The sequence below is a fragment of the Streptomyces sp. NPDC058880 genome (assembly GCF_042742535.1).
In the GTDB taxonomy this organism is placed as follows: Bacteria; Actinomycetota; Actinomycetes; order Streptomycetales; family Streptomycetaceae; genus Streptomyces.
Genome location: NZ_JBHYMC010000068.1, coordinates 14,500 through 38,335 on the forward strand (window position 1 = coordinate 14,500; position 23,836 = coordinate 38,335).

The 23,836-nt window shown below is 71.4% G+C and carries 8 protein-coding genes; all 8 read left to right on the forward strand.

All coding sequences use genetic code 11. The features are described from left to right. Positions 1-26 precede the first annotated feature (26 nt). Positions 27-257, forward strand: coding sequence for an acyl carrier protein (locus tag ACFW2G_RS28105; protein WP_384681091.1), 231 nt, complete (start codon positions 27-29; stop codon positions 255-257). 237 nt (positions 258-494) lie between these two features. Beyond that, on the forward strand, positions 495-1,682 hold the full coding sequence (locus ACFW2G_RS28110) for an NAD(P)/FAD-dependent oxidoreductase (protein WP_384584881.1): 1,188 nt from the start codon (positions 495-497) through the stop codon (positions 1,680-1,682). 44 nt (positions 1,683-1,726) lie between these two features. Further along, on the forward strand, positions 1,727-9,517 hold the full coding sequence (locus ACFW2G_RS28115; protein ID WP_384584884.1) for an amino acid adenylation domain-containing protein: 7,791 nt from the start codon (positions 1,727-1,729) through the stop codon (positions 9,515-9,517). Next, positions 9,514-17,193, forward strand: a complete 7,680-nt coding sequence (locus ACFW2G_RS28120) for an amino acid adenylation domain-containing protein (protein ID WP_384584887.1) — start codon at positions 9,514-9,516, stop codon at positions 17,191-17,193. Before ACFW2G_RS28115 ends, ACFW2G_RS28120 begins: the two co-directional genes overlap by 4 nt. Positions 17,194-17,204: 11 nt before the next feature. Then, positions 17,205-21,017, forward strand: a complete 3,813-nt coding sequence (locus ACFW2G_RS28125; RefSeq protein ID WP_384584890.1) for an amino acid adenylation domain-containing protein — start codon at positions 17,205-17,207, stop codon at positions 21,015-21,017. A 76-nt stretch (positions 21,018-21,093) separates the two neighbouring features. Then, complete coding sequence (locus ACFW2G_RS28130; protein WP_384584892.1) at positions 21,094-21,828, forward strand: thioesterase II family protein; 735 nt, start codon at positions 21,094-21,096, stop codon at positions 21,826-21,828. 139 nt (positions 21,829-21,967) lie between these two features. Further along, positions 21,968-22,921, forward strand: a complete 954-nt coding sequence (locus tag ACFW2G_RS28135; RefSeq protein WP_384584895.1) for an ATP-binding cassette domain-containing protein — start codon at positions 21,968-21,970, stop codon at positions 22,919-22,921. Continuing rightward, on the forward strand, positions 22,918-23,679 hold the full coding sequence (locus ACFW2G_RS28140; RefSeq protein ID WP_384584898.1) for an ABC transporter permease: 762 nt from the start codon (positions 22,918-22,920) through the stop codon (positions 23,677-23,679). The genes ACFW2G_RS28135 and ACFW2G_RS28140 overlap by 4 nt, the downstream gene beginning before the upstream one ends. The last annotated feature ends 157 nt before the right edge of the window (positions 23,680-23,836 follow it).

Sequence of the window (23,836 nt, forward strand, 5' to 3'; positions counted from 1 at the left end):
CTTCGATGACAACCGAGAGGGCTGTGATGATTGCCGACAGCGTGCGCGCCATTTGGTGCCGCGAACTCCAGGTCGACGACATATCGGTCGACGACGATTTCTTCGCCCTGGGCGGCCAGTCCCTGATCATGGTCAGGATCCAGGGCGCCTTCATGGACGAGCTGGGCGTCGAGGTCCCGATGGACCAGATGTTCCTCAACTCGACGGTGGCGTCGATCTCGGCGTACATCGAGTCGCTGGGTGCCGTGACCCGGTAGTGCCGCGCTTGATTTCTGCTCTGTCGTGTCTCGCCGGCGAGACACGACGCGGCCCCGGCGTGTGTTTCCCCTGCTAGTTCTATTCATTCCGTCAGTTCGGATCGACTAGCATCAAATTCATACTCGGCAGCGGTTTTCCCATTCGCTGTACAGATGGCGCGTCGCTCAATTTTCAATGGATTTCCGGTCGGGGCCGCGCTGTGTCAAAAACTACCTGGTAAGAGAGGCGTAGGCGCCATGTACGACGTCATTGTCATAGGTGCCCGTTGTGCGGGTTCGCCGACGGCCATGCAGTTCGCGAAGCAGGGATATCGCGTCCTTCTCCTGGAGAAGGCCCGGTTCCCGCAGGACACCCTGTCCTCGCACTACATCCACCAGCCGGGCATGGCGCTGCTCCACAAGTGGGGCCTGGTCGACAAGCTCGTGGAAGCGGGCTGCCGGCCGATCAACCAGGAGAGCTACGAGGGCCCCGAGGTCACCCTCAAGGGCTTCTCCCTCCCGGTCGACGGCCACCGCACCACGTACGCGCCGCGGCGCTTCGTGCTCGACCCGATCCTCGCCGAGGGGGCCGTCGAGGCCGGCGTGGAGTTCCGTGAGGGCTGCGCCGTCAACGACGTGCTGTTCGAGGGCGACCGCGTGGTGGGCGTGCGGTACACCACGTCCGAGGGCAACGAGGTCGAGGAGCGGGCGCGCCTTATCGTCGGCGCGGACGGCATGCGCTCGCTGCTGGCCCGCAAGGTCGGCGCCGAGAAGGTCGTCGAGCACGCCCGGGCGACCTGTGTGTACTACAGCTACTGGGCCGGGGTTCCCGCCGGCTTCGAGCTGTACGAGCGGCCGGGTCGCTGGGTGGCTGCGCTGCCCACCAACAACGACCTCACGCTGATCATGACGTACTTCCCGCAGGACATGTACAACGAGGTCCGCAAGAACGTCGAGCCCCACTACCTCGAAGCCGTCCGCACCACTGCGCCGTCGCTCTACGAGCGCATGCAGAAGGGCGAGCGCGCGGAGCAGATGTACGGCACGGGCCACCAGGAGAACTACTTCCGCAAGGCCTTCGGTCCCGGCTGGGTCCTCGTCGGTGACGCGGTGCACCACAAGGACTCCATCACCGCCCGCGGCATCACCGACGCCTTCATCCAGGCCCAGCTCGTCACCGAGGGCATCGGGGACAAGCTGCACGACGACGCCGCGGTCAAGGCGGCACTGCGCAAGTACGAGAACTATCTGGGCAACAGCGCCCTCAGCCTCTACCAGGGCGTGCTCAACGTGGCCGAGCTCAAGCCCGAGGGCCGCACGGACATGCTGAAGAAGCTGGTCGGTCACCAGGACCTGATCGACCGGTACTTCTCGACGACGTCGGGCGCCATTTCCCTCGACGACTTCTACAACGCCGAACTGCTGTCGGTACTCGATCAGGACTAAGTGGCGGATTGCTCCCAGGTAGTTCTGCCGATATTGGAGAAACAATGATCCCGTTGTCGTTCGCGCAGCGTCGGCTGTGGTTTGTGGACCGGTTCGAGGGCCCTTCGCCGACCTACAACGGCGCTTTTGCCCTGCGGCTGGCCGGTGAACTGAACGTGGAAGCGCTGGAGACGGCGTTCCGCGATGTCATCGACAGGCACGAAGTACTCCGCACGGTGATCGCCGAGGACGACGACGGCGTCCCGCACCAGCAGGTGCTGGAATCCGGGGAGAAGCCGTTCCACCTGCCGGTCGTCGAGATCGCGCAGGAGGAGCGGGCGGCCGAGGTCGACCGGGTGGGTAAGGAGACCTTCGACCTCGCCGCCGACACACCGATCCGCGCCACCCTGCTGCAGACCGGACCGCTCGACCACAGCCTCGTCCTCGTGGTGCACCACATTGCCCTGGACGGTGAGTCCCTCGGTCCGCTGCTGCGCGACCTCATCGAGGCGTACACGGCGCGCCGGGACGGCCACGCCCCGGCCTGGGAGCCGCTGCCGGTGCAGTACGCGGACTACACGCTGTGGCAGCAGGACGTGCTCGGCGACGAGTCCGACCCGGACAGCCTGGCCGCCCGTCAGCTGGAGTACTGGCGCAAGGCCCTGGCCGACATGGCGCAGCCGCTGGCCCTGCCGACGGACCGCCCGCGCCCGCAGCGGACGAGCTCCGACGGCGGCCTCGTCCAGTTCACGATCGAGCCCAAGCTGCTCACCGCCGTGGAAAAGCTGGCCGCGGAGCAGGACATCACCGTGTCCATGGTCATGCAGTCGGCGCTCGCGGTACTCCTGCACCACCTCGGCTGCGGTGACGACGTGCCCCTCGGCGCGCCGATCGCCGGCCGTACCGACGAGGAGCTGCGCGACCTCGTCGGGTTCTTCGTCAACACCTGGGTGCTGCGCGTCGACCTCTCCGGGAACCCGACCTTTCGCGGGCTGCTCGACCGTGTGCGGGACCGGGCGCTGGCCGCGTACGACAACCAGGACATGCCGTTCGAGCGGCTCGTGGAGCTGCTGAACCCGGACCGGTCCATCGCCTACCACCCGTTCTTCCAGGTGATGCTCGCCTGGCAGGAGCCCGTGGGGCTGCTGGACTTCGCCGGCCTCGCCGCCGAGACGGAGACGCTGGAGACCGGGACGGCCAAGTTCGACCTGTTCTTCAACATGATCCCGGACCGCACCGGCGGGGCGGGCGTCCGCCTGGAGTACGCCACCGATCTGTTCGACCGGAGCACGGTCGAGTCCCTCGGCGAGCGCTTCGTGCGGGTGCTGGACCAGCTCGCGGCCGACGCGGGCCGCACCATCGGCGGCCTCGACGTGCTCGGCGCGGACGAGCGGGACCTGCTGCTCACAAGTTTCAACGAGACCGCCGTCGCGGTGCCCGAGCTGACCGTCCCGGAGCTCTTCGAGGCCCAGGCCGCCCGCACCCCGGACGCCCCCGCCCTCGTCTGCGACGGTCGCACGCTGACCTACCGCGAGCTCGACGACCGGGCGAACGCCGTGGCGTGGGAGCTGATCCGCCGGGGCGCCGCCCCGGAGGACCTGGTCGTCCTCGCGCTGCCCCGCACCGAGGAACTGGTCGCCGGCCTGCTCGGCATCCTCAAGTCCGGTGCCGGCTACGTGCCGATGGACCCGCAGTATCTCGCCGGCCGCGCGCAGACCGTGCTGTCCGAGGCCCGCCCGCGCTTCGCGGTCACCGACACCGCGACGGCGCAGGAGCTGCCCCGGCACGAGATGACAGTCGTCAACGTCGACCACCGCGCCTGCTGGGAGGCGCCCGCCGGGGCGCCGGACAACACCGGCCGTCTCGCACCGCTCCGCCCGGACAACCTGGCGTACGTCATGTACACCTCCGGCTCCACGGGCAAGCCGAAGGGCGCGTCGATCACCCACCGGAGCCTCGTCAACGGCGTGCAGGAGCTCGTGCGCGTCCTCGACGCGCCGGCGGGCTGGAAGATGCTCGTCGGCACCTCGGTGAACTTCGACGTCTCCGTCTTCGAGCTGCTGACCACGCTGTCCACCGGCGGCACCGCCGAGCTGGTGGCGAACGCGCTGGCACTCGCCGAGCGCGAGAGCTGGGACGGCCACGTCATCAGCGGCGTCCCCTCGGTGCTCGGCGAGCTCGTCGGCCACCTGGACAAGGCGCCCGACGTGCGCACCGTCGTCTTCGCCGGCGACGTGCTCCCGGCCCGCCTGGTGAAGCAGGTCCGCGAGGCCCTGCCCGACGCGCAGATCGTGAACTCGTACGGCCAGAGCGAGAGCTTCTACGCCACCACCTTCGCCCTCGCCGCCGCGCAGGAGTGGGCGGAGAACGACGTCGCGCCCATCGGCACCCCGCTGGGCAACATGCGCGCCTACGTGCTGGGCCCCGGCCTCGCCCCGGTGCCGCAGGGCGTCATCGGCGAGCTGTACGTGGTCGGCACCTGCCTGGGCCGCGGCTACCACGACCGCCCGGGCCTGACCGCCGAGCGCTACGTGGCGAGCCCGTTCGCCGCCGGCGAGCGGATGTACCGCACGGGCGACCTGGCGCGCTGGAACGCGCGCGGGCAGCTGGAGTGCGTCGGCCGCGGCGACGGCCAGGTGAAGGTGCGCGGCTTCCGCATCGAGACCGCCGAGGTCGAGGCCGCGTGCACGGCGCACCCCGGCATCAGCGAGGCCGTGGTCATCGGCCGCGAGGTGGGCTCGGGCGGCAAGCGCCTCGTCGCCTACGTCGTGCACGCCGGCGAGGGGGCCGTCGGTGACGACGGCCGCGGCGGCATCGGCGACGTGGACGTGCAGGCCGGAGCCTCGGCCGCCGAGCTGCGCAAGTTCGTCGCGGCGCGGCTGCCCGACTACATGGTGCCGTCGGCCTTCGTGGCCGTCAGCAAGCTGCCGCTCGGCCCGACCGGCAAGCTGGACCGCTCGGCGCTGCCCGAGCCGGAGTTCTTGGGCGAGGCCTACCGCGAGCCGCGCACCGAGGCCGAGAAGATCATCACCGCGGCCTACGCGGACGTGCTCGGCGTGGACCGGGTCGGCGTCGACGACGACTTCTTCGCGGTCGGCGGCGACAGCCTGCGGTCGATCCAGGTCGTGGCGCGGACCCGCGCCCTGGGCCTGGACCTGACCACGCGCGAGATCTTCGAGTGCCGCACGGCGGCCCGGCTGGCCGAGGTGGCCGCCGACCGCAAGGACCGCGCGCCCAAGCTCGCGGAGCTCGAAGGCGGCGGCGTCGGCGAGCTGGCGCTGCAGCCGGTGGCCCGGCACGTGTTCGAGCACGGCGGCGGGATGAACCGCTTCGCCATGTCGATCGTGCTAGAGATGCCCGCGGGCATCGACGACAACGGCCTCGCAGCGACGCTGGACGCCGTGCTCGACCGGCACGACCTCCTGCGCTCGCAGTTGGTCCGCGGCCCCGAGTCCTTCCTCGTCGTGCGTCCGCAGGGCGCCGTGCGCGCCGCGGACCTGATCCGCCGCGTTCCCGTCGCCGGCGGCTGGGAGGACCCGGCCGCGCTGGAGACGGCGAAGGCGGAGCTGGAAGCGGCCGCGGACCGCCTCGACCCCGAGGCCGGGACCATGGCGGACTTCGTCTGGTTCGCCGCGGACTCGGGCGCCGGCCGGCTGCTCGTGGTGCTGCACCACTTCGTCGTGGACGGCGTCTCCTGGCGCATCCTCATGTCGGACTTCGCCGAGGCATGGCAGCAGGTCCGCTCCGGCAAGGCGCCGGAGCTGCCTGAGGTCGGGACGTCGGCCCGCCGCTGGGCGGCGGCGCTGGAGTCCGAGGCCCTCTCGCCGGAGCGCGAGGACGAGCTCGACCACTGGCGAGACGTCCTGGAGTCGCCCAACCTGCCGCTGGGCGAGCGGGCTTTCAATCCGGCCGTGGACGTGATGTCCACCCTCGACACCGTGCGCGTGCAGCTGCCCGCCGAGGTCACCGAGGCCGTGCTCACCAAGCTCCCCGCCGCGTTCAAGGGCACCGGCACCGACGTGCTGCTCGCCGCGCTGGCCCTCGCCGTCAACCGCTGGCGCGGTGACGAGCGCTCGACCCTGGTCCGCCTGGAGGGCCACGGCCGCGAGGAGGACGTCGTCCCCGGCGCCGACCTCTCCCGCACCGTCGGCTGGTTCACCAGCATGTACCCGGCCAAGGTCGACGTGCACGGCGTGGACCTCGCCGAGGTGCTGGCCGGCGGTGCGGCCGCCGGCACGGCGATCAAGCTGGTCAAGGAGCAGCTGCGCGGCGTCCCGGACAAGGGCCTCGGCTACGGGCTCCTGCGCTGGCTGAACCCGGAGGCCGGCGAGCAGCTCTCCGAGTACGCGGCTCCGCAGATCGGCTTCAACTACCTGGGCCGCATCTCCGACGCCGACGTGCCCGAGCACCTGCGCGCCGAGGGCTGGGTCCCCGCGGACTGGTCCTCCGAGCTGATCCCGATGCCCGACCCGGACCTGCCCGCGCTGTCCGCGCTGGAGGTCAACTCGGTCGTCACCGACACCGCCGAAGGCGCCCGCCTCCAGGCCGTGTTCATGTTCCCGACCGGGGTGCTCTCCCGCGAGCGGACCGCCGAACTGGCCGAGCTGTGGGTCGAGGTGCTGCACGGCATGGCCGCGCACGCCGCGCGTCCGCAGATCGGCGGGCTCACACCCTCCGACGCCCCGCTGGTCTCGGTCAAGCAGGCCGAGATCGACGAGTGGGAGGAGCGCTACGGCCGCCTGGTCCAGGTGTGGCCGCAGGCCCCGGGCCAGTCCGGCATCCAGTTCCAGGCCGCGCTCGCCGACGGCACGTTCGACGTCTACCACATGCAGTTCCTCATGCACCTGACCGGGCACGTGGACCCGGCGCGCATGCGGGCGGCCGGTCAGGCGCTCCTGGAGCGCTACCCGAACCTGCGCTCCGCTTTCGTCTCCGGCGCCGACGGCGATCCGGTCCAGGTCGTGGCCGAGCACGTCGAGGTCCCGTGGAAGCACATCGACCTGACGGGTCTCGGCGAGGACGAGCAGAACGAGGCCGTCGACAAGGCCCTCGCCGACGACCGGGCCGAGCAGCTCGACCCCTCCCGGCCGCCGCTGTTCCGCCTGGCCCTCGTCACCTGCGGGCCGCAGAAGGCGAAGCTGATCATCACGGCGCACCACACCCTGTTCGACGGCTGGTCGTCGCCGCTGGTGATCAAGGACCTGACCCGGCTGTACGCCGGCGACGAGGAGCCCCCTCCGGTCCGCAGCTACGGCGACTTCCTGGGCTGGCTGTCCCAGCAGGACCGGGACGCCTCGGCCGCCCGATGGAAGGACGAGCTCGCCGAGTTCGAGCAGCCCACCCTGCTGGCCGCAGGCATCCCCGAGAAGGGCGAGGCGTCCCGCCTCGGCCGGGTCGAGGTCCCCCTGTCGATCGACAAGGGACGCGAACTCGCCCGGCGCGCCGCGGAACTCGGCGTCACGCTGAACACGCTCCTGCAGGGCGCGTGGGCGGTCCTGCTCACGAAGCTGACCGGACGGCACGACGTGGTGTTCGGCGCGGCCGTCAACGGCCGTCCCGCCGACCTCGTCGGCTCGGACGAGATGGTCGGCCTCTTCATCAACACCCTGCCGACCAGGGTGACCTGCCGCACCGACCAGACCGTGGGCGAGGTCATCACCGACCTCCAGGACCGGCAGATCTCCCTGCTGGACCACCACTACTACGGGCTGGCCGACATCCAGCGCGGCACCGGGCTGCCCTCGCTGTTCGACACCATCGTCGTATTCGAGAACTACCCGATCGACCGCGAGGGCATCGTCGAGGCCAACGACTCGGCCGGCTTCACGATCGACGCCATCCGCCCGTTCGCCGGCTCGCACTACCCGCTCACCCTCAACTCGTCCGACCCCTACCTGCGGCTCTCCCTCGACTACCAGACCAACCTCTTCGACCATGCGGCGGCCGAGGAGATCGCCGCCCGGCTCGTGCGGGTGCTGGAGCAGGTGCTGGAGGACCCGAAGAAGCCCGTCGGCGCCATGGAGGTGCTGTCGGACGACGAGCGGGCCTGGCTGCTGAAGGGCATCAACGACACGGCCCACCCCGTGGCGCCGGACACCCTGCCGGGTGCGTTCGAGGCCCAGGCACAGCGCACTCCCGATGGCGTGGCGCTGATCGGCGAGGAGGAGACCCTCACCTACGGCGAGTTCAACCGCCGCGCGAACAGCCTCGCCCACTGGCTGGTCGAGCAGGGCGCGGGCCCCGAGCGGCTGGTCGCCGTGAAGATCCCGCGCTCCGTGGACCTGATGGTCGCGATCTACGCGGTGGTGAAGGCCGGTGCGGCCTACGTGCCGATCGACACCGAACTGCCCGAGGACCGCGTCCAGCTCGTGCTGGACAGCGCGAAGCCGCTCCTGGTGCTCGAAGCCGGCCTGCCGGACGTCTCCGGGTACCCGGACACCGACCCGGAGCGCGCCCTGTCCCCGGACAACGCTGCGTACGCCATCTTCACCTCCGGCTCCACCGGCCGCCCCAAGGGCGTCCAGGTGGCGCACCGGGCGATCCTGAACCGCCTGAAGTGGGGCCTGTCCCACTTCGACGTCGACACCCGGGACCGTGTCCTGCTCAGCACGACCGCGAGCTTCGACGTGTCGGTGCCGGAGATCTTCGCACCGCTCCAGGTGGGTGCCGCCGTGGTCATCGCCCGTCCGGACGGCCGCCGCGACCCGGCCTACCTCGCCGACCTGATCCGGCGCGAGGGCGTCACCGGCGCGGACTTCGTGCCCTCCCTGCTGGAGGCGTTCGTCAACGAGCCCCTGGCCAAGGAGTGCAGTAGCCTGCGCTGGATCGAGGTCGCCGGCGAGGCGTTCCCGCCCGCGCTGGCCAACCGCGTCGCCGAGGTCCTGCCGGGCTGCGGCATCCACAACCTCTACGGGCCCACCGAGGCCTCGGTCGAGGTCACCGCGCACCAGCACGTGCCGGGCGCCGACCGGCTGCCGATCGGCGCACCGGTGTGGAACACCCAGGTGTACGTACTCGACGCGGCGCTGCGCCCGGTCGCACCGGGCGTCGCCGGCGAGCTGTACCTGGCCGGTACCGGGCTCGCCCGGGGCTACCTGGGCCAGACCGGGCTGACCTCTGGCCGGTTCGTCGCCTGCCCGTTCGGCGAGCCGGGGACCCGGATGTACCGCACCGGCGACCTGGTGCGCTGGACCGAGGACGGCCAGGTCGACTACATCGGCCGGACCGACTTCCAGGTCAAGATCCGCGGCTTCCGCATCGAGCTCGGCGAGATCGAGAACGTGCTCGCCGGACACCCTGACGTCGACGCCGCCGTGGCCCTGGTGCGGGAAGACCGCCCCGGTGACCAGCGCCTGGTCGCGTACGTGGTGCCGGGCAACGGCACGGACCAGGCCGCCCTGGACCTCACGGCCCTGACCGGCCTGGCCCGCGAGCACCTGCCCGAGTACATGGTCCCCTCGGCCTTCGTGCCGCTCGCCGAGCTGCCCACGACGCCGAGCGGCAAGCTCGACCGCAAGGCGCTCCCCGCTCCGGACCACACCGAGGCCGTGGCGAGCGGACGCGGCCCCCGCACCCCGCGGGAAGAGGTCCTGTGCCGGCTGTTCGCCGAACTGCTGGGCGTGCAGGAGGTCGGCATCGACGTCGACTTCTTCGACCACGGCGGGCACTCGCTGCTGGCCACCCGGCTCATCGGCCGCATCCGCAACGAGCTCAACGTGGACGTGAAGGTCACGACGGTGTTCCGCCACCCGACCGTCGCCCAGCTGGCGGTCCAGATCGAGGAACTCGCCACATCGAGCCGCCCCCAGCTGCGTCCCAAGCTGGGCCAGATGACCGTTCAGGAGACGCGTCGATGATTCCGCTGTCCTTCGCCCAGCGCCGGATGTGGTTCCTCCACCATCTGGAGGGCCCGACCTCGACCTACAACATCCCGTTCGTGCTGCGCCTGGACGGGCCGCTGGACACGGCGGCCCTGGTCGCGGCGGTGGCGGACGTCGCGAGCCGGCACGAGAGCCTGCGCACCCTGATCGCGGAGAACGCGGACGGCACGCCGGAGCAGCGGATCCTCTCCTGCGAGGAGGCCGTCCTCCCGTTCCGCGTGGTCGACGTGGCCGCGGACGCGCTCGACGCCGCCCTGGACGAGGCCGTCTCCCGCGGCTTCGACCTGGAGACGGAACTCCCGCTGCGGACCACCGTGTTCCGTATCTCCCCGCAGGAGCACGTCCTGGCGTTCGTGTTCCACCACATCGCCGCGGACGGGTCGTCGATGGGCCCGTTCCTGCGCGACCTGGTGTCGGCGTACACGGCCCGCCTCGGCGGCAGCGCGCCGCAGTGGACGCCGCTGCCGGTGCAGTACAAGGACTACACCCTGTGGCAGCGGCAGCTGCTGGGCGAGGACGGCGACGGCGAGGGCGTCGCGGCGCCCCAGCTCGACTACTGGCAGCGGGAGCTGGAGGGCGTCCCGCAGCCGGTGGAACTGCCGCTGGACCGGCCGCGGCCGAAGGTGATCAGCCACCGCGGCGGCCACGTCGAATTCCTCCTGGAGTCGGACGTGGTCGCCGGGCTCGGCAAGCTGGCCTCCGAGTACGGCGCCACGCAGCCGATGGTGGCCCAGGCTGCGCTGGCCGTGCTGCTGAGCAAGCTCGGCGCCGGCCAGGACGTCACGATCGGCAGCCCGATCGCGGGCCGGACGGACGAGGCCCTGGCCGAGATGATCGGCTTCTTCGTCAACACCTGGGTGCTGCGCACCGACCTGTCGCAGAACCCGTCGTTCGCCGGTCTGGTCGAGCAGGTGCGCGACAAGGCCCTCGCAGCGTACGACAACCAGGATGTTCCGTTCGAGCGGCTCGTGGAGCTGCTCGACCTGGAGCGCTCCACCTCCTACACGCCGCTGTTCCAGGTCATGCTGGCCTGGCAGTTCGTGTGGCCCGAGATCGAGATCCCGGGCCTGCGGGCCACCCCGATCGCGGCGGGCACCGACACCGCGAAGTTCGACCTGTACTTCAACATCGTCCCGGACGCCCTCGGCCGCGCCCACGGCCGGCTGGAATACGCCGCCGACCTGTTCGACCACGCCACGGCCACCGCCATTGTCGACCGCTTCGTGCGCATCGTCGAACAGGCGGTCGCCGATCCGGCCGCACGCGTCGGCGAGATCGACGTGCTCGGCGCGGACGAGCAGGAGTGGCTGCTGCACACGGCCAACGACACGGCCGAGCCGACGCTGGAGGCGGGCCTGACCGAGCTGGTCGCCCGCCGGGCCCAGGCCGACCCGGGGGCGCTCGCAGTCGCCGGCGAGGACACCTCGCTGACCTACGGGGAGCTGGACGCGCGGGCGAACCGCTTGGCGCACTGGCTGATCGACCGCGGCGTGGGGCCTGAGTCTCTGGTCGCCGTCCGGCTGCCCCGGTCCACGGACCTCGTGGTCGCGCTCCTGGCGGTGCTCAAGTCCGGTGCCGCCTACCTCCCGATCGACCCGGATCACCCGGGCTCCCGCATCGACTACATCCTGGCGGACGCCCGCCCGGCGGTCGTGCTGGACACCGACACCCTGGCCGGCGCGGACCTCTCCGGCAACCCCGACTCGGCGCCGGCCGTGACCGTCACGCCGGACAACGCCGCGTACGTCATCTACACCTCGGGCTCGACCGGCAACCCCAAGGGCGTCGCGATCCCGCGCGGCGCGCTGGCCAACTTCCTCGCCACTATGAGCCGCCGGGTCCCGCTGTCCCCCGCGGACCGCTGGCTCGCGGTGACCACGGTGTCGTTCGACATCGCGGCACTAGAGCTGTACCTGCCGCTGATCTCCGGAGCGGCGATCGTGCTCGCCGGCAAGGACACCGTCACCGACCCGTCGGCCGTCGTGGAGGCGTTGCGCCGCCACGACGTCACCGTCGTGCAGGCGACCCCGGCGTTCTGGCAGATCCTGGCGATCCACGAGCCGGCCGCCGCGAAGGGCTTGCGGGTCCTGGTCGGCGGCGAGGCCCTGCCGGCACGGCTGGCCGAGTCGCTGGCCGACCATGCCGTCGAGGTGCTCAACGTGTACGGCCCGACCGAGACGACCATCTGGTCGACCATGGCGCCGGTGACGCCGGGCGCGGGCGTGGCGATCGGCGCGCCGATCGGCAACACGCAGGTGTACGTCCTCGACGCCGCTCTGTGGCCGGTCCCGCGCGGCGTGCAGGGCGAGCTGTACATCGCCGGCGACGGTCTGGCCCGCGGATACTTCGGCCGTCCCGAGCTCACCTCGGAACGGTTCACGGCCTGCCCGTTCGGCCCGGCCGGCACCCGGATGTACCGCACCGGCGACCTGGTGCGGTGGGCCCTGGACGGCCGGCTGGAGTACGTCGGGCGCACCGACTTCCAGGTGAAGGTCCGGGGCTTCCGGATCGAGCTGGGCGAGATCGAGCACGTGCTCGCCGGACACCCCGGCGTCGCACAGGCCGTGGTCATCGTGCGCGAGGACCAGCCGGGCGACAAGCGCATCGTGGGCTACGTGGTGCCCGAGTCCGAGGACGCCGAAGAGACAGCCGCGCTCCTCGCCGAACTGCCCGAGCACCTGCGCGGGCGGCTGCCCGACTACATGGTGCCCTCCGCGTTCGTACCGCTCACTGAGGTGCCGCTGTCGCCGGCTGGCAAGGTGAACCGGCGGGCGCTGCCGGTGCCGGACCAGGCCCAGGCAGCGACCAGCAGGGCGCCGCGCGACGCCCGTGAAGAGGCCCTCTGCGGGCTGTTCGCCGACGTCCTCGGCGTGCCGTCGGTCGGCATCGACGACGACTTCTTCACCCTCGGCGGCGACAGCATCCGCTCCATCCAGGTCGTCGTGCGCGCCAAGGCTCTCGGCGTCACCGTCACCACCCGCGAGGTCTTCGAACACCGCACCGTCGCGCGGCTCGCGACCCTGGTCGCCGGACGCCACGACGACCGCGTGGTCCTGGAGGAGCTGCCCGGCCGCGGCGTCGGCCGGGCCCCGCTGCCCCCGATGGCGGCGCACGTCCTCGCCCGGGGTGGCGGCATCGGCCGGTTCTCCATGAACGGCCTGCTGCCCCTGCCCGTGGGCATCGACCGCGCGGGGCTGCTCGCCACCGTGCAGACCGTGCTGGACCGCCACGACGTACTGCGTTCCCGGCTCGACCGGACGCAGCCGGGCCTGCAGATCGCGGCCCCCGGCAGCGTCGACGCGGCCGCTCTGCTGCACGAGGTCCCCGCCGACGCCGACGTGCACGCCGAGCTGGACGCCGCCGCGGGCCGGCTGGACCCGGACGCCGGCGTGATGGCGCAGTTCGTGTGGTTCACCTCCGGCACGGAGGCGGACCGGCTGCTGATCGTGCTCAACCACCTCGTCGTCGACGGGGTGTCGTGGCGGATCCTGCTGCCGGAGCTGGTCTCCGCCTGGCAGCAGGTCCACAGCGGCCGCCTGCCGCAGCCGGCCCGGCCCGGCACCTCGCTGCGCCGCTGGGCGCACGCCCTGGCTGACGCGGCCGCCGACCCGCAGCGGGTGGCGCGGGAACTGCCCGTGTGGCAGGAGATCCTGCGCGGCGACGAACCCGTGCTCGGAGCCCGCGAGCTGGACCCGGCGCGTGACGTCGCGTCCACCGCGGACTCGGTGCGCGTCACCGTCCCGGCCGACGTCACCGAGACCCTGCTGACCACGATCCCCGCCGCGTTCCGCGGCGGCGCCGACGACGCGCTGCTCACCGGTCTCGCGCTGGCGCTCGCTCGGTGGCGCCAGGTGCGCGGCGTGTCCGCCTCCTCGGCGCTGGTGCGCCGGGAGGGCCACGGCCGCGAAGAGCACCTCGTGCCCGGCGCGGACGTGTCCGGCACGGTCGGCTGGTTCACCTCGCTGTTCCCGGTGCGCCTCGACCTGGCCGGCATCGACCTCGCGGACGCCTTCGCCGGCGGCCCGGCCGCCGGCCGGGCGCTCAAGGCCGTCAAGGAGCAGCTGCGTGCGGTGCCGGACAACGGCATCGGCTACGGCCTGCTCCGCTACCTCAACCCCGACACCGCCGCCGCGCTGGCCGCGGAGCGGGAACCGCAGATCGGGTTCAACTACCTCGGCCGGATCTCCGCCGCGGACCTCCCCGAGGAACTGCGCGGCCTGGGCTGGACGACGGATGCCACCGACCGGGATCTGATCGCCGCGCCGGACGCGGACATGCCGGTGCTGTCGGCACTGGAGATCAACGCGGTGGCCACGGCCACCCCCGGCGGCGACGAGCTGACCGCCCACTTCGGGTTCCCCACCGGTGTGCTCACCCGTGCGGAGGTCACCGAGCTGGCCGGGCTGTGGGTCGGGGCACTGACTGCCCTGGCCCGGTACGCCGAGGCCCCCGGTGCCGGCGGACTGACCCCGAGCGACGCGCCACTGGTCGAGGTGACCCAGGACGAGATCGACACGTGGGAGGCCCGGTTCGGCAAGCTGGCCGAGATCTGGCCGACGACCCCGACGCAGTCCGGGATGCTGTTCCACACGATGCTCTCCGGATCTTCGTTCGACCCGTACCACATGCAGATGGTGTTCCACCTCTCCGGCGACGTCGACCCCGAGCGGATGCACGGTGCCGGGCAGGCTCTGACGGAGCGCTACGCCAACCTGCGCGCGGCGTTCGTCGACCGGGCCGACGGCGACGTCGTCCAGGTGGTGCCTGCACAGGGGACGTTCCTGCCCTGGCAGCACCTCGACCTGACCGCGGCCGGCGAGGCCGAGCGGAGGGAGGCCTTCGAACGGTTCCTCGCCGAGGACCGGGCCGCCCACTTCGACACGGGCGCCGCGCCGCTGGTCCGGCTCGCCCTCGTCACCCTGGAACCCGGCTGCGCCGAGCTCGTGATGACCTGTCACCACGTGCTGCTCGACGGCTGGTCCATGCCCTTGCTCATGCGGGACCTGCTTCTGCTCTACGCCTCCCACGGCGACCCGGCCGGCCTGCCCGGCACGCGCAGCTACGGCGAGTTCCTGGCCTGGCGCGCCGAGCAGGACGACGAGGAGTCCGCACGCGTGTGGGCGGCCGAGCTCGACGGCGTCGAGGAGCCGACCCTGCTCGCCCCCGGCGCCCCCGGCGCCGGCGGCGAGGGCGTCGACGAGGTCGAGGTCGCCCTCCCCGTGGAGGAGGCACGTGACCTGGCCCGGCGCGCCGCCGAGCTGGGCGTCACCGTCAACACCCTGGTCCAGGGCGCCTGGGCGCTGCTGCTCGGGCAGCTCACCGGCCGCCAGGACGTGGTGTTCGGCGCCACCGTCTCCGGGCGCCCGCCCGCGGTGGCCGACGTCGACTCGATGGTCGGGATCTTCATCAACACCCTCCCAGTCCGCGTCGGGTTCGCGCCCGGCGACACCCTCGCCGAGGTCCTGGAACGCCTCCAGAACCGGCAGGCCGGCCTCCTGGAGCACCACCACCACGGGCTCACGCAGATCCAGCAGGCCACCGGGCTGCAGTCACTCTTCGACACGCTGGTCGTCTTCGAGTCGTACCCGATCGACCGGGAGGGCCTCAGCGCCGCGACCGAGGCCGCGGACGGCATCGCCTTCACCGGCCTGCGGCCGTCCACGGCCACCAACTACCCGCTGGCCCTGATGGCGGCGGCCGACCCGCACCTCCAGTTCGTCTTCCAGTACGCGCCCGGCGTCTTCGACCGGGCCACGGTGGAGACGATCGCGGACCGCCTTGTGCGCGTCCTGCGGCAGCTGGCGGCCACCCCCGGTCTGCAGGTCGCGCAGCTCGACGTGCTGGACACGGCCGAACGCGACCGGCTCCTCGTCGAGTTCAACGACACGCACGTCCCGACCCCGGACACCACGATCGCCGGCCTCGTCGAGGACCGGGCGGCGCGGATCCCTGACGAGGTTGCCGTGATCGCCGGGGACACATCCCTGACCTACCGCGAGGTGAACGCCCGGGCCGACCGCCTGGCGCGCGAGCTGGCGGACCGCGGCGTGGGCCCGGAGTCCGTGGTCGCGCTGTCGCTGCCGCGGTCCGCGGACCTGGTCGTCGCCCTGCTCGGCGTACTGAAGGCGGGCGGCGCGTACCTGCCGGTCGACCCCAAGTACCCCAGCCACCGCCTCGCGGCCATCTTCGGGGAGGCCCGGCCGCACCTGGTGCTGACGGACTCCGAGACGGTCGCGGTGCTGCCAGAGCACGACGCCTCGGACCTCTTCCTCGACACGCTCGACCTGTCCGGAGCCGCCACCGGCCCGGCACCGCGGCTCCACGCGGACCAGCTGGCGTACGTGGTGTACACCTCCGGTTCCACGGGCAAGCCCAAGGGCGTCGCCATCACCCACGCCAACGTGGTCAACGGTGTCCTGGAGCTGGCCTCCCGGGTGGGCATGGAGCAGGGCAAGCGGCTCCTCGCGGGCACCTCGGTCAACTTTGACGTGTCGGTGTTCGAGGTCTTCACCACGCTCGCCGGCGGCGGCGTCGTCGAACTGGTCCGGGACGTCCTGGTCCTGGGCGAGCGGAAGGGCTGGAGCGGCAGCGTGGTCTCCACGGTGCCGTCGGCCTTCGCCGAACTCGTCGACGACATCGCGGGCCGCACCGAGGTGGAGACGCTCGTCTTCGCCGGCGAGGCCCTGCCGTCGTCGCTCATCGAGAAGGTGCAGGGCGCCTTCCCGGGCGTCCGCGTCGTCAACGCCTACGGCCAGAGCGAGTCGTTCTACGCCACCACCTTCACCGTCCCCGGCGGGACGCCGGGCCGGGCGGGCAGCGCGCCCGTCGGCACCCCGCTCGGCAACATGCGGGCCTACGTCCTCGGCCCCGGTCTGGCCCCGGTCGCGCCGGGCGCGGTCGGCGAGCTGTACGTCGGCGGGAACGTGGGCCGCGGCTACCACGGCCGCCCCGACCTCACCGCCGACCGCTTCGTCGCCGACCCGTTCGGCCCGTCCGGCGCGCGCATGTACCGCACCGGCGACCTGGCCCGCTGGAACGGCGAGGGGCAGCTGGAGTACGTCGGCCGCAGCGACGCGCAGGTCAAGGTGCGCGGCTTCCGCATCGAGCCCGGAGAGGTCGAGGCCGCGCTCACCGCGCACCCCGACGTCGCCCAGGCCGTCGTCGTCGCCCGGCAGGGCGCCGGCTCCGGCAAGCAGCTCGTCGCCTACGCGGTGCCGTCGGGCGAGACCTCCACCGAGGAGATCCGCCGGTTCGCCGGCGAGCGGCTGCCCGACTTCATGGTGCCGTCCGCCTTCGTCCTCCTGGACCGGCTGCCGCTGATGCCCAACGGCAAGCTCGACCGGGCCGCGCTGCCCGAGCCGGAGTTCAGCGGCGCCCCCTACCGTGCGCCCCGCAACGCCCGTGAGGAGACCCTCGCCGCGCTGTACGCCGAGGTGCTCGGCCTGGAGCGGGTCGGCATCGACGACAGCTTCTTCGAGCTCGGGGGACACTCCCTGCTCGCCACCCGGCTGATCAGCCGGGCCCGCAGCGAGATGGGGACCGAGATCCCCATCCGCAAGATCTTCGACTTGCCGACGGTGGCCGCGCTCGCCGCGTGGCACGAGGAATCCGCCGCGCCCCGTCGCCCCAGTCTCCGCCAGATGTTCGTTTGAGGAGTGAAGCAATGATTCCGCTGTCATTTGTGCAACGTCGTACGTGGTTCCTGCACCAGTTGGAGGGTGCGGAGACCTGGAACATCTCCTCGGCGTTCCGGCTGACCGGACAACTGGACGAGGACGCCCTCGTCGCGGCGCTCCGCGACGTGGTCGAGCGGCACGAGATCCTGCAGACCACCTACCTGACGGACGGCGACGGCGAGCCGTACCAGCACATCCTCCCGCTGGAGAAGGCGCTGGAGCAGGTTCGCGTGCCGGTGGTCGACGTGGCGCCCGAGGGCGTGCGGGCCGGCATCGACGAGGCCGTCGCGCACTGGTTCGACCTGACCGCCGAGATCCCGCTGCGGGCCACCCTGCTGCGCACCAGGCCGGAGGAGCACGTCCTGGTCCTGGTCATGCACCACATCGCCTCGGACGGCAGCTCGGGTGCACCGCTGGCCCGCGACCTGGCCGCGGCCTACAACGCGCGCCGGGCCGGCCGGGCCCCGGAGTTCGAGCCGCTGCCCGTGCAGTACAAGGACTTCACGATGTGGCAGCGCGAGGTACTCGGCGACCTGGCGGACCCGTCCGGCGTCGGCGCCAAGCAGATCGAGTACTGGCGCAAGGAACTCGACGGCGTCCCGGAGCCGCTCAACCTCCCGCTGGACCGCCCGCGGTCCAAGGACGCCAGCACCGAGGGCGACGCGGTCGCCATCCAGGTAGGCGCCGAGGTGATGGCCGGCCTGCAGAAGGTGGCCGACGACCGCGGGCTGACCATGTCGATGGTCATGCAGGCCGGACTCGGCGTGCTGCTGAGCAAGCTCGGCGGCGGCGAGGACATCCCGATTGGCACCCCGATCGCCGGCCGGACCGACGAGGCGCTGGCCGAGCTCATCGGCTGCTTCGTCAACAACCTGGTCATCCGCATGGACCTGACCGGCGACCCGTCGTTCGCCGACCTGCTCGCGCAGGTGCGCAACAAGGCGCTGACGGCCTACGAGCACCAGGACATCCCCTTCGAGGTCCTGGTCGAGCAGTTCAACCCCGACCGCTCCGCGGCCTACCGGCCGTTCTTCCAGGTCATGTGCGGCTGGCAGAACACCGAGAAGTGGTCCCTGGAGCTCGCCGGCCTTGAGGTCGAGTACCAGCAGGCCCTCCTCGCGACCACCCAGGTCGACGTGTTCTTCAGCATGACCACCGATGAGACGGGCGCCCTGCGCGGCGACATCTCGTACGCGAAGCACCTCTTCGACCGGGACACGGTCGAGGACATCGCCGCCCGCTACGCCCGGGTCCTGGAGCAGCTCGCCGCCGACCCGCAGGCGCGCATCGCCGATGTCGACGTGCTGATCCCGGGTGAGCGGGAGCGGCTGCTGGTGGAGGTGAACGACACCGCCGAGCCGACCCTGGAGGGCGGCCTGCTGGAGGCCGTGCGCCGACAGGTCCAGGCGACCCCTGACGCCGTCGCCCTCATTGCCGAGGAGGAGACGCTCACCTACGGCGAGCTGGACGCGCGCTCCAGCCGTCTGGCCCACTGGCTGGTCGACCGCGGGGTGCGGGCCGAGTCGCTGGTCGCCGTGTGCCTGCCCCGGACCGCGAACCTGCTGGTCGCCCTGTTCGCCGTGCTGAAGGCCGGCGGCGCCTACGTGCCGATCGACCCGGACCACCCGCGCTCGCGCATCGACTTCGTCCTCAAGGAGGCGAAGCCGGCGCTCGTCCTCGACGCCGACGCGCTGGCCGCGGCGGACTATGCGCAGTACCCGGACTCGGCGCCCGAGGTGGCGGTCCGGCCGGACAATACCCAGTACGTGATCTACACGTCAGGCTCGACGGGCACCCCGAAGGGCGTCACGATCCCGCGCGGCGCGGTGGCGAACTTCATCGCCGCCACGCAGCGCCGGTTCCCGCTGACCGCCTCGGACCGGATGCTGTTCAGCACGACGGTGTCGTTCGACATGGCGAACACCGAGCTGTACCTCCCCTTCGTCTCCGGCGCGACCATGGTCCTGGCCAAGAAGGAGACCGTCACTGACCCGTCGGCCATGGTGGCCTTCCTGCGCCGCCACGAGGTCACCGTCGTGCAGGCCACGCCCGGCTTCTGGCAGATGCTGCTCACCCACGAGACCGAGGCCGCGACCGGCCTGCGGATCATCACCGGCGCGGAGGCCGTCCCGCTCCGCCTGGCCGAGACGCTGGCCGAGCAGGCCGCCGAGGTGGGCAACTGGTACGGCCCGTCCGAGACGACCACGTGGTCGACCATGGCGCCGATCAAGGCGGGCGCGGGTGTCGCGATCGGCTCGCCCGTCGGCAACACCCAGGTGTACGTCCTCGACGCGCAGCTGAACCCGGTCCCGCGCGGCGTGCAGGGCGAGCTGTACATCTCCGGCGACGGCCTGGCCCGCGGCTACCAGGACCGGCCGGACCTGACCGCCGAGCGGTTCGTGCCCTCCCCGTTCGGCCCCGCAGGCGCACGCATGTACCGCACCGGCGACCTGGTGCGGTGGAACAAGGCCGGCCTGCTGGAGTACATCGCGCGCACCGACCACCAGGTGAAGGTCCGCGGCTTCCGCATCGAGCTGGGCGAGATCGAGCACGTCCTGGCCGGCCACGCCGCCGTGTCCCAGGCCGCGGTCATCGTGCGCGAGAACCAGCAGGGCGACAAGCGCATCGTGGGCTACGTGGTGCCCGAGGCCGGCGCCGGCCACGACGAGGACGGGCTGCTCGCCGAGCTGACCGAGCACCTGCGCAGCCGCCTGCCCGAGTACATGGTGCCCTCGGCGCTGATCCCGCTCACGGAGATCCCGCTGACGCCGAACGGCAAGCTCGACCGGCAGGCCCTGCTGGCGGAGCACACGCCGGCCGTGATCGGCGAGGAGCCGCGCAACTCCCACGAGGAGAAGCTGGTCGCCATCTTCCGGGAACTGCTCGACAAGGAGAGCGTCGGCATCGACGACGACTTCTTCGCGCTCGGCGGCCACTCGCTGCTGGCCACCCGGCTCAGCGTCCGCATCCGCAGCCAGTTCGACGTGGACCTGCCGCTGCGGACGATCATCAAGTTCCCGACGGTGGCAGAACTCGCCGCCCTGCTCCTCGCCGGCGCCGTCCCCGACGAGGTCGTCAACCCCTACAGCGTCGTGCTGCCGCTGAACAGCGACCCCGGCACGGGCAAGAAGCCGGTGTGGTTCTTCCACGGCGGCGGCGGCCTGGGCTGGGCGTACTTCAGCTTCGTCACGCACGTCAAGGACCGGCAGGCCTACGCCCTGCAGTCCCGCGGCGCCGACGGACAGCAGCCGCTGGTGGAGTCCATCGAGGAGATGGTCGACCACTTCATCGGGGAGATCCTCCAGGTCCAGCCGGAAGGCCCCTTCAACCTCATCGGGTGGTCCTACGGCGGCACCCTCGTGCAGGCCATCGCGGAGGGCCTCGCCCGCCGCGGCCACGAGATCGCCCTCACGGCCATCCTGGACTCCCAGCCGGGCGGCCAGGGGTGGTCGGAGATCCACCGCAACAAGACCGTCGACGACTACCGCGGTGAGCTTGAGGAGTTCTTCGGCCAGTACATCGGTACCGGCAACCAGCAGGAGTTCCTCGACAACATGTCGAAGGTCCTGGCCAACAACACGAACCTGATGATGGATTGGGAGTCGCCGGTCTACGACGGCGATGTCGTGTTCTTCCACGCGACGCAGAAGGACGACATGTACGCGCACCTGTGGAAGCCGTACATCCTCGGGACCATCGAGGAGTACGACGTGGCTTCGACGCACCACGAGATGAACCTGCCCGGCCCCGTGGCCGAGGTCTTCGAGGTGCTCAACCGCAAGCTGGCGGACCTGGCCTGACCGGGTTCCGGTGCTGGTTTCCGGTTTCCCAGAGCCGTTTCAACGAACATCGAATGGATGATTGGGGTTGGTCGGGGTGACAGAGCCCGGCACGTCCGCGGGACCCGCGGGCGAGACCACGCTGCTGTGCGTGCCGTTCGCGGGGGCAGGGCCTTCGTTCTTCCACCCGTGGCGGGAGCTGGCCGCCGGCCGGTGGCGGGTGACTTCGGTCGAGCTGCCGGGCCGGGAGCGCCGGATCCTGGAGGAGCCGTACCGCAACGTCTTCGAGGCGGCCAAGGGCGTCATCGACGACGTCGTCGCGGACCTCGGCGAAGGGGCGCGGACCGTGCTGTTCGGGCACAGCCTGGGCGCGGTGCTCGCATACGAGCTCGTGCACCTGCTGACCGAGCGCGGCGTGCAGGTCGAGCGCCTGATCGTCAGCGGCTCGCCGGGTCCGTGGACCCAGCGCGAGCGGCGGGCGGCGAGCCTGAAGGACGACGAGTTCCTCGCCAGGGTCGAGGAGTTCGCCGGCTTCCGGCACGAGGCCCTGGACCACCCGGAGATGCGCGAACTGATTCTTCCGACCCTCCAGGCCGACTGCGAGATGCACGAGAGCTACGTGCCGAGCACCGACGTACCGGTGTCGGTGCCGATCTGCTCGCTGCGCGGCGACGTCGACGGCCTGGTCACGGCGGACGAGGGCCGGCAGTGGCGGGCGGCGACCACGGCGGACTTCACCTATGCGGAGTTCCCGGGCGACCACATGTACCTGGTCGACGCCGGCCGCGAGGTGCTGGACACGATCGAGGCGCAGTCGGCCCGCGGTCGATAGCGCGGGGGGTAATGGGGGGCGGGCGCTCGCCTGTGGACTGATCGGTGCCCTGACCAGGGGCGACGCGGTGAACACCGGGTCGGCGGCGGTGTCAGGGCGGTGACAGGCGGGTGACAGGCCCGGAGAGGAAAGTGGAGGCATGAGAAGCTCAGCGATCGCAGTTTCAGGGCTGCGCAAGGCATATGGCGACAAGGTCGTGCTGGACGGCATCGACTTCGATGTCGCCGCAGGATCGATCTTCTCCCTGCTCGGCCCCAACGGGGCGGGCAAGACGACGACGGTCAACATCCTGTCGACGCTGATGAAGGCAGACGCCGGGACGGTGCGGGTCGCCGGGCACGACGTGGCGACCGCGACCAAGCAGGTGCGCGCGGCCATCGGTGTGACGGGTCAGTACGCCGCCGTGGACGAGCTACTGTCGGGCAGGGAGAACCTGCAGCTGATGGCGGACCTGAAGCGCGTGCGGGGCGGCGACCGGCTGGTCACGAGGCTGCTGGAGCGCTTCGACCTCGTGGAGGCGGCCGACAAGCTGTCGTCGACCTACTCCGGCGGCATGCGCCGGAAGCTGGACCTGGCGATGACGCTGGTCGGCGACCCCGAGGTGATCTTCCTCGATGAGCCGACGACGGGTCTCGACCCGCGCAGCCGGCGCACCATGTGGGGGATCGTCCGCGAACTGGTCGCCGAGGGCACCACCATCTTCCTCACCACCCAGTACTTGGAGGAGGCCGACCAGCTCGCCGACCAGATCGCGGTGCTCGACCGCGGCCGGCTGGCCGCCCAGGGCGCCCCCGAGGAGCTCAAGCGCCAGATCCCCGGCGCGCACGTCCGGTTCCGGTTCGCTGACCACTACGAACTCGACGCCGCGGCACGGGTCCTGGTCGAGGCCACGCGGGACGACGAGGAACTGACCCTGCGGGTGCCGAGCGACGGCGAGACGAAGTCGCTGCGGGCCCTGCTGGACCGGCTTGACGTCCACTCGATCGACGCCCAGGAGTTCTCGGTGCACCGGCCGGACCTGGACGACGTCTTCCTCGCCCTGACCGAGCACACGGGCAACGAGCACAAGAGCAAGGAGGCGATCGCACAGTGAGCACTGTCTCGACGCCGTTGGCCGACTCGGCGATCATGCTGCGGCGCAACCTGAAGCACACCATGCGGAACCCGATCGTGGTGTTCAACGCGGTCCTGTTCCCGATCATCATCATGCTCATGTTCGTGAAGGTGTTCGGCGGCGCGTTCACCGTCGGCGAGAACTACATCGACTACGCGACGCCGGGCCTGCTCGTGATGGGCATCAGCTACGGGCTGGGCGCCACCGCGACGGCCGTGAACGACGACATGACCAAGGGCGTCATCAACCGCCTCAAGGTCATGGACGTCTCCCGCGGTTCCGTGCTGAACGGGCACGTCATCGTCACCACGGTGCGCTGCCTCGTGTCCTGCACGGCCATCGTCCTGGTGGCCTTCGGGCTGGGCTTCGACCCCAAGGCGAGCGCCCTCGACTGGCTCGGCGTCTTCGGCGTCATCGTGCTGCTCAGCTTCGCGGCCGGCTGGCTCACCGTCGCCCTCGGGCTGGCGGCGAAGACCGCCGAGTCCGCGGGCCTGGCCACCGTGCCGCTGATCATGCTGCCGTTCCTGAGCAGCGCGTTCGTCCCCGCGGACACGATGGGTACCGGTGTCCGACAGTTCGCCGAGTACCAGCCCTTCACCCCGATTATCGAGACGCTGCGCGGGCTGCTCCTGGGCAGCGTGTCCAGCGGCGACGCGATCGCGACCGTCGCCTGGTGCGTCGGCTTCATCGTCCTCGGGTACGCCTGGTCGGTCTCCGCGTTCAACAAGCGGGCGTGAGGCCGGCCGGCTCGCAGGAGCCGGCCACGGCCACCACCAACGAGCCGCCCCGGCGCCCCCGTCGCCGGGGCGGCTTCACATGTCCGCGGCGGACACCACCCCATCCGCCCGGCACGACGACGGCGGCGGCCGTCAGGACCATCACCTGGTCCTGACG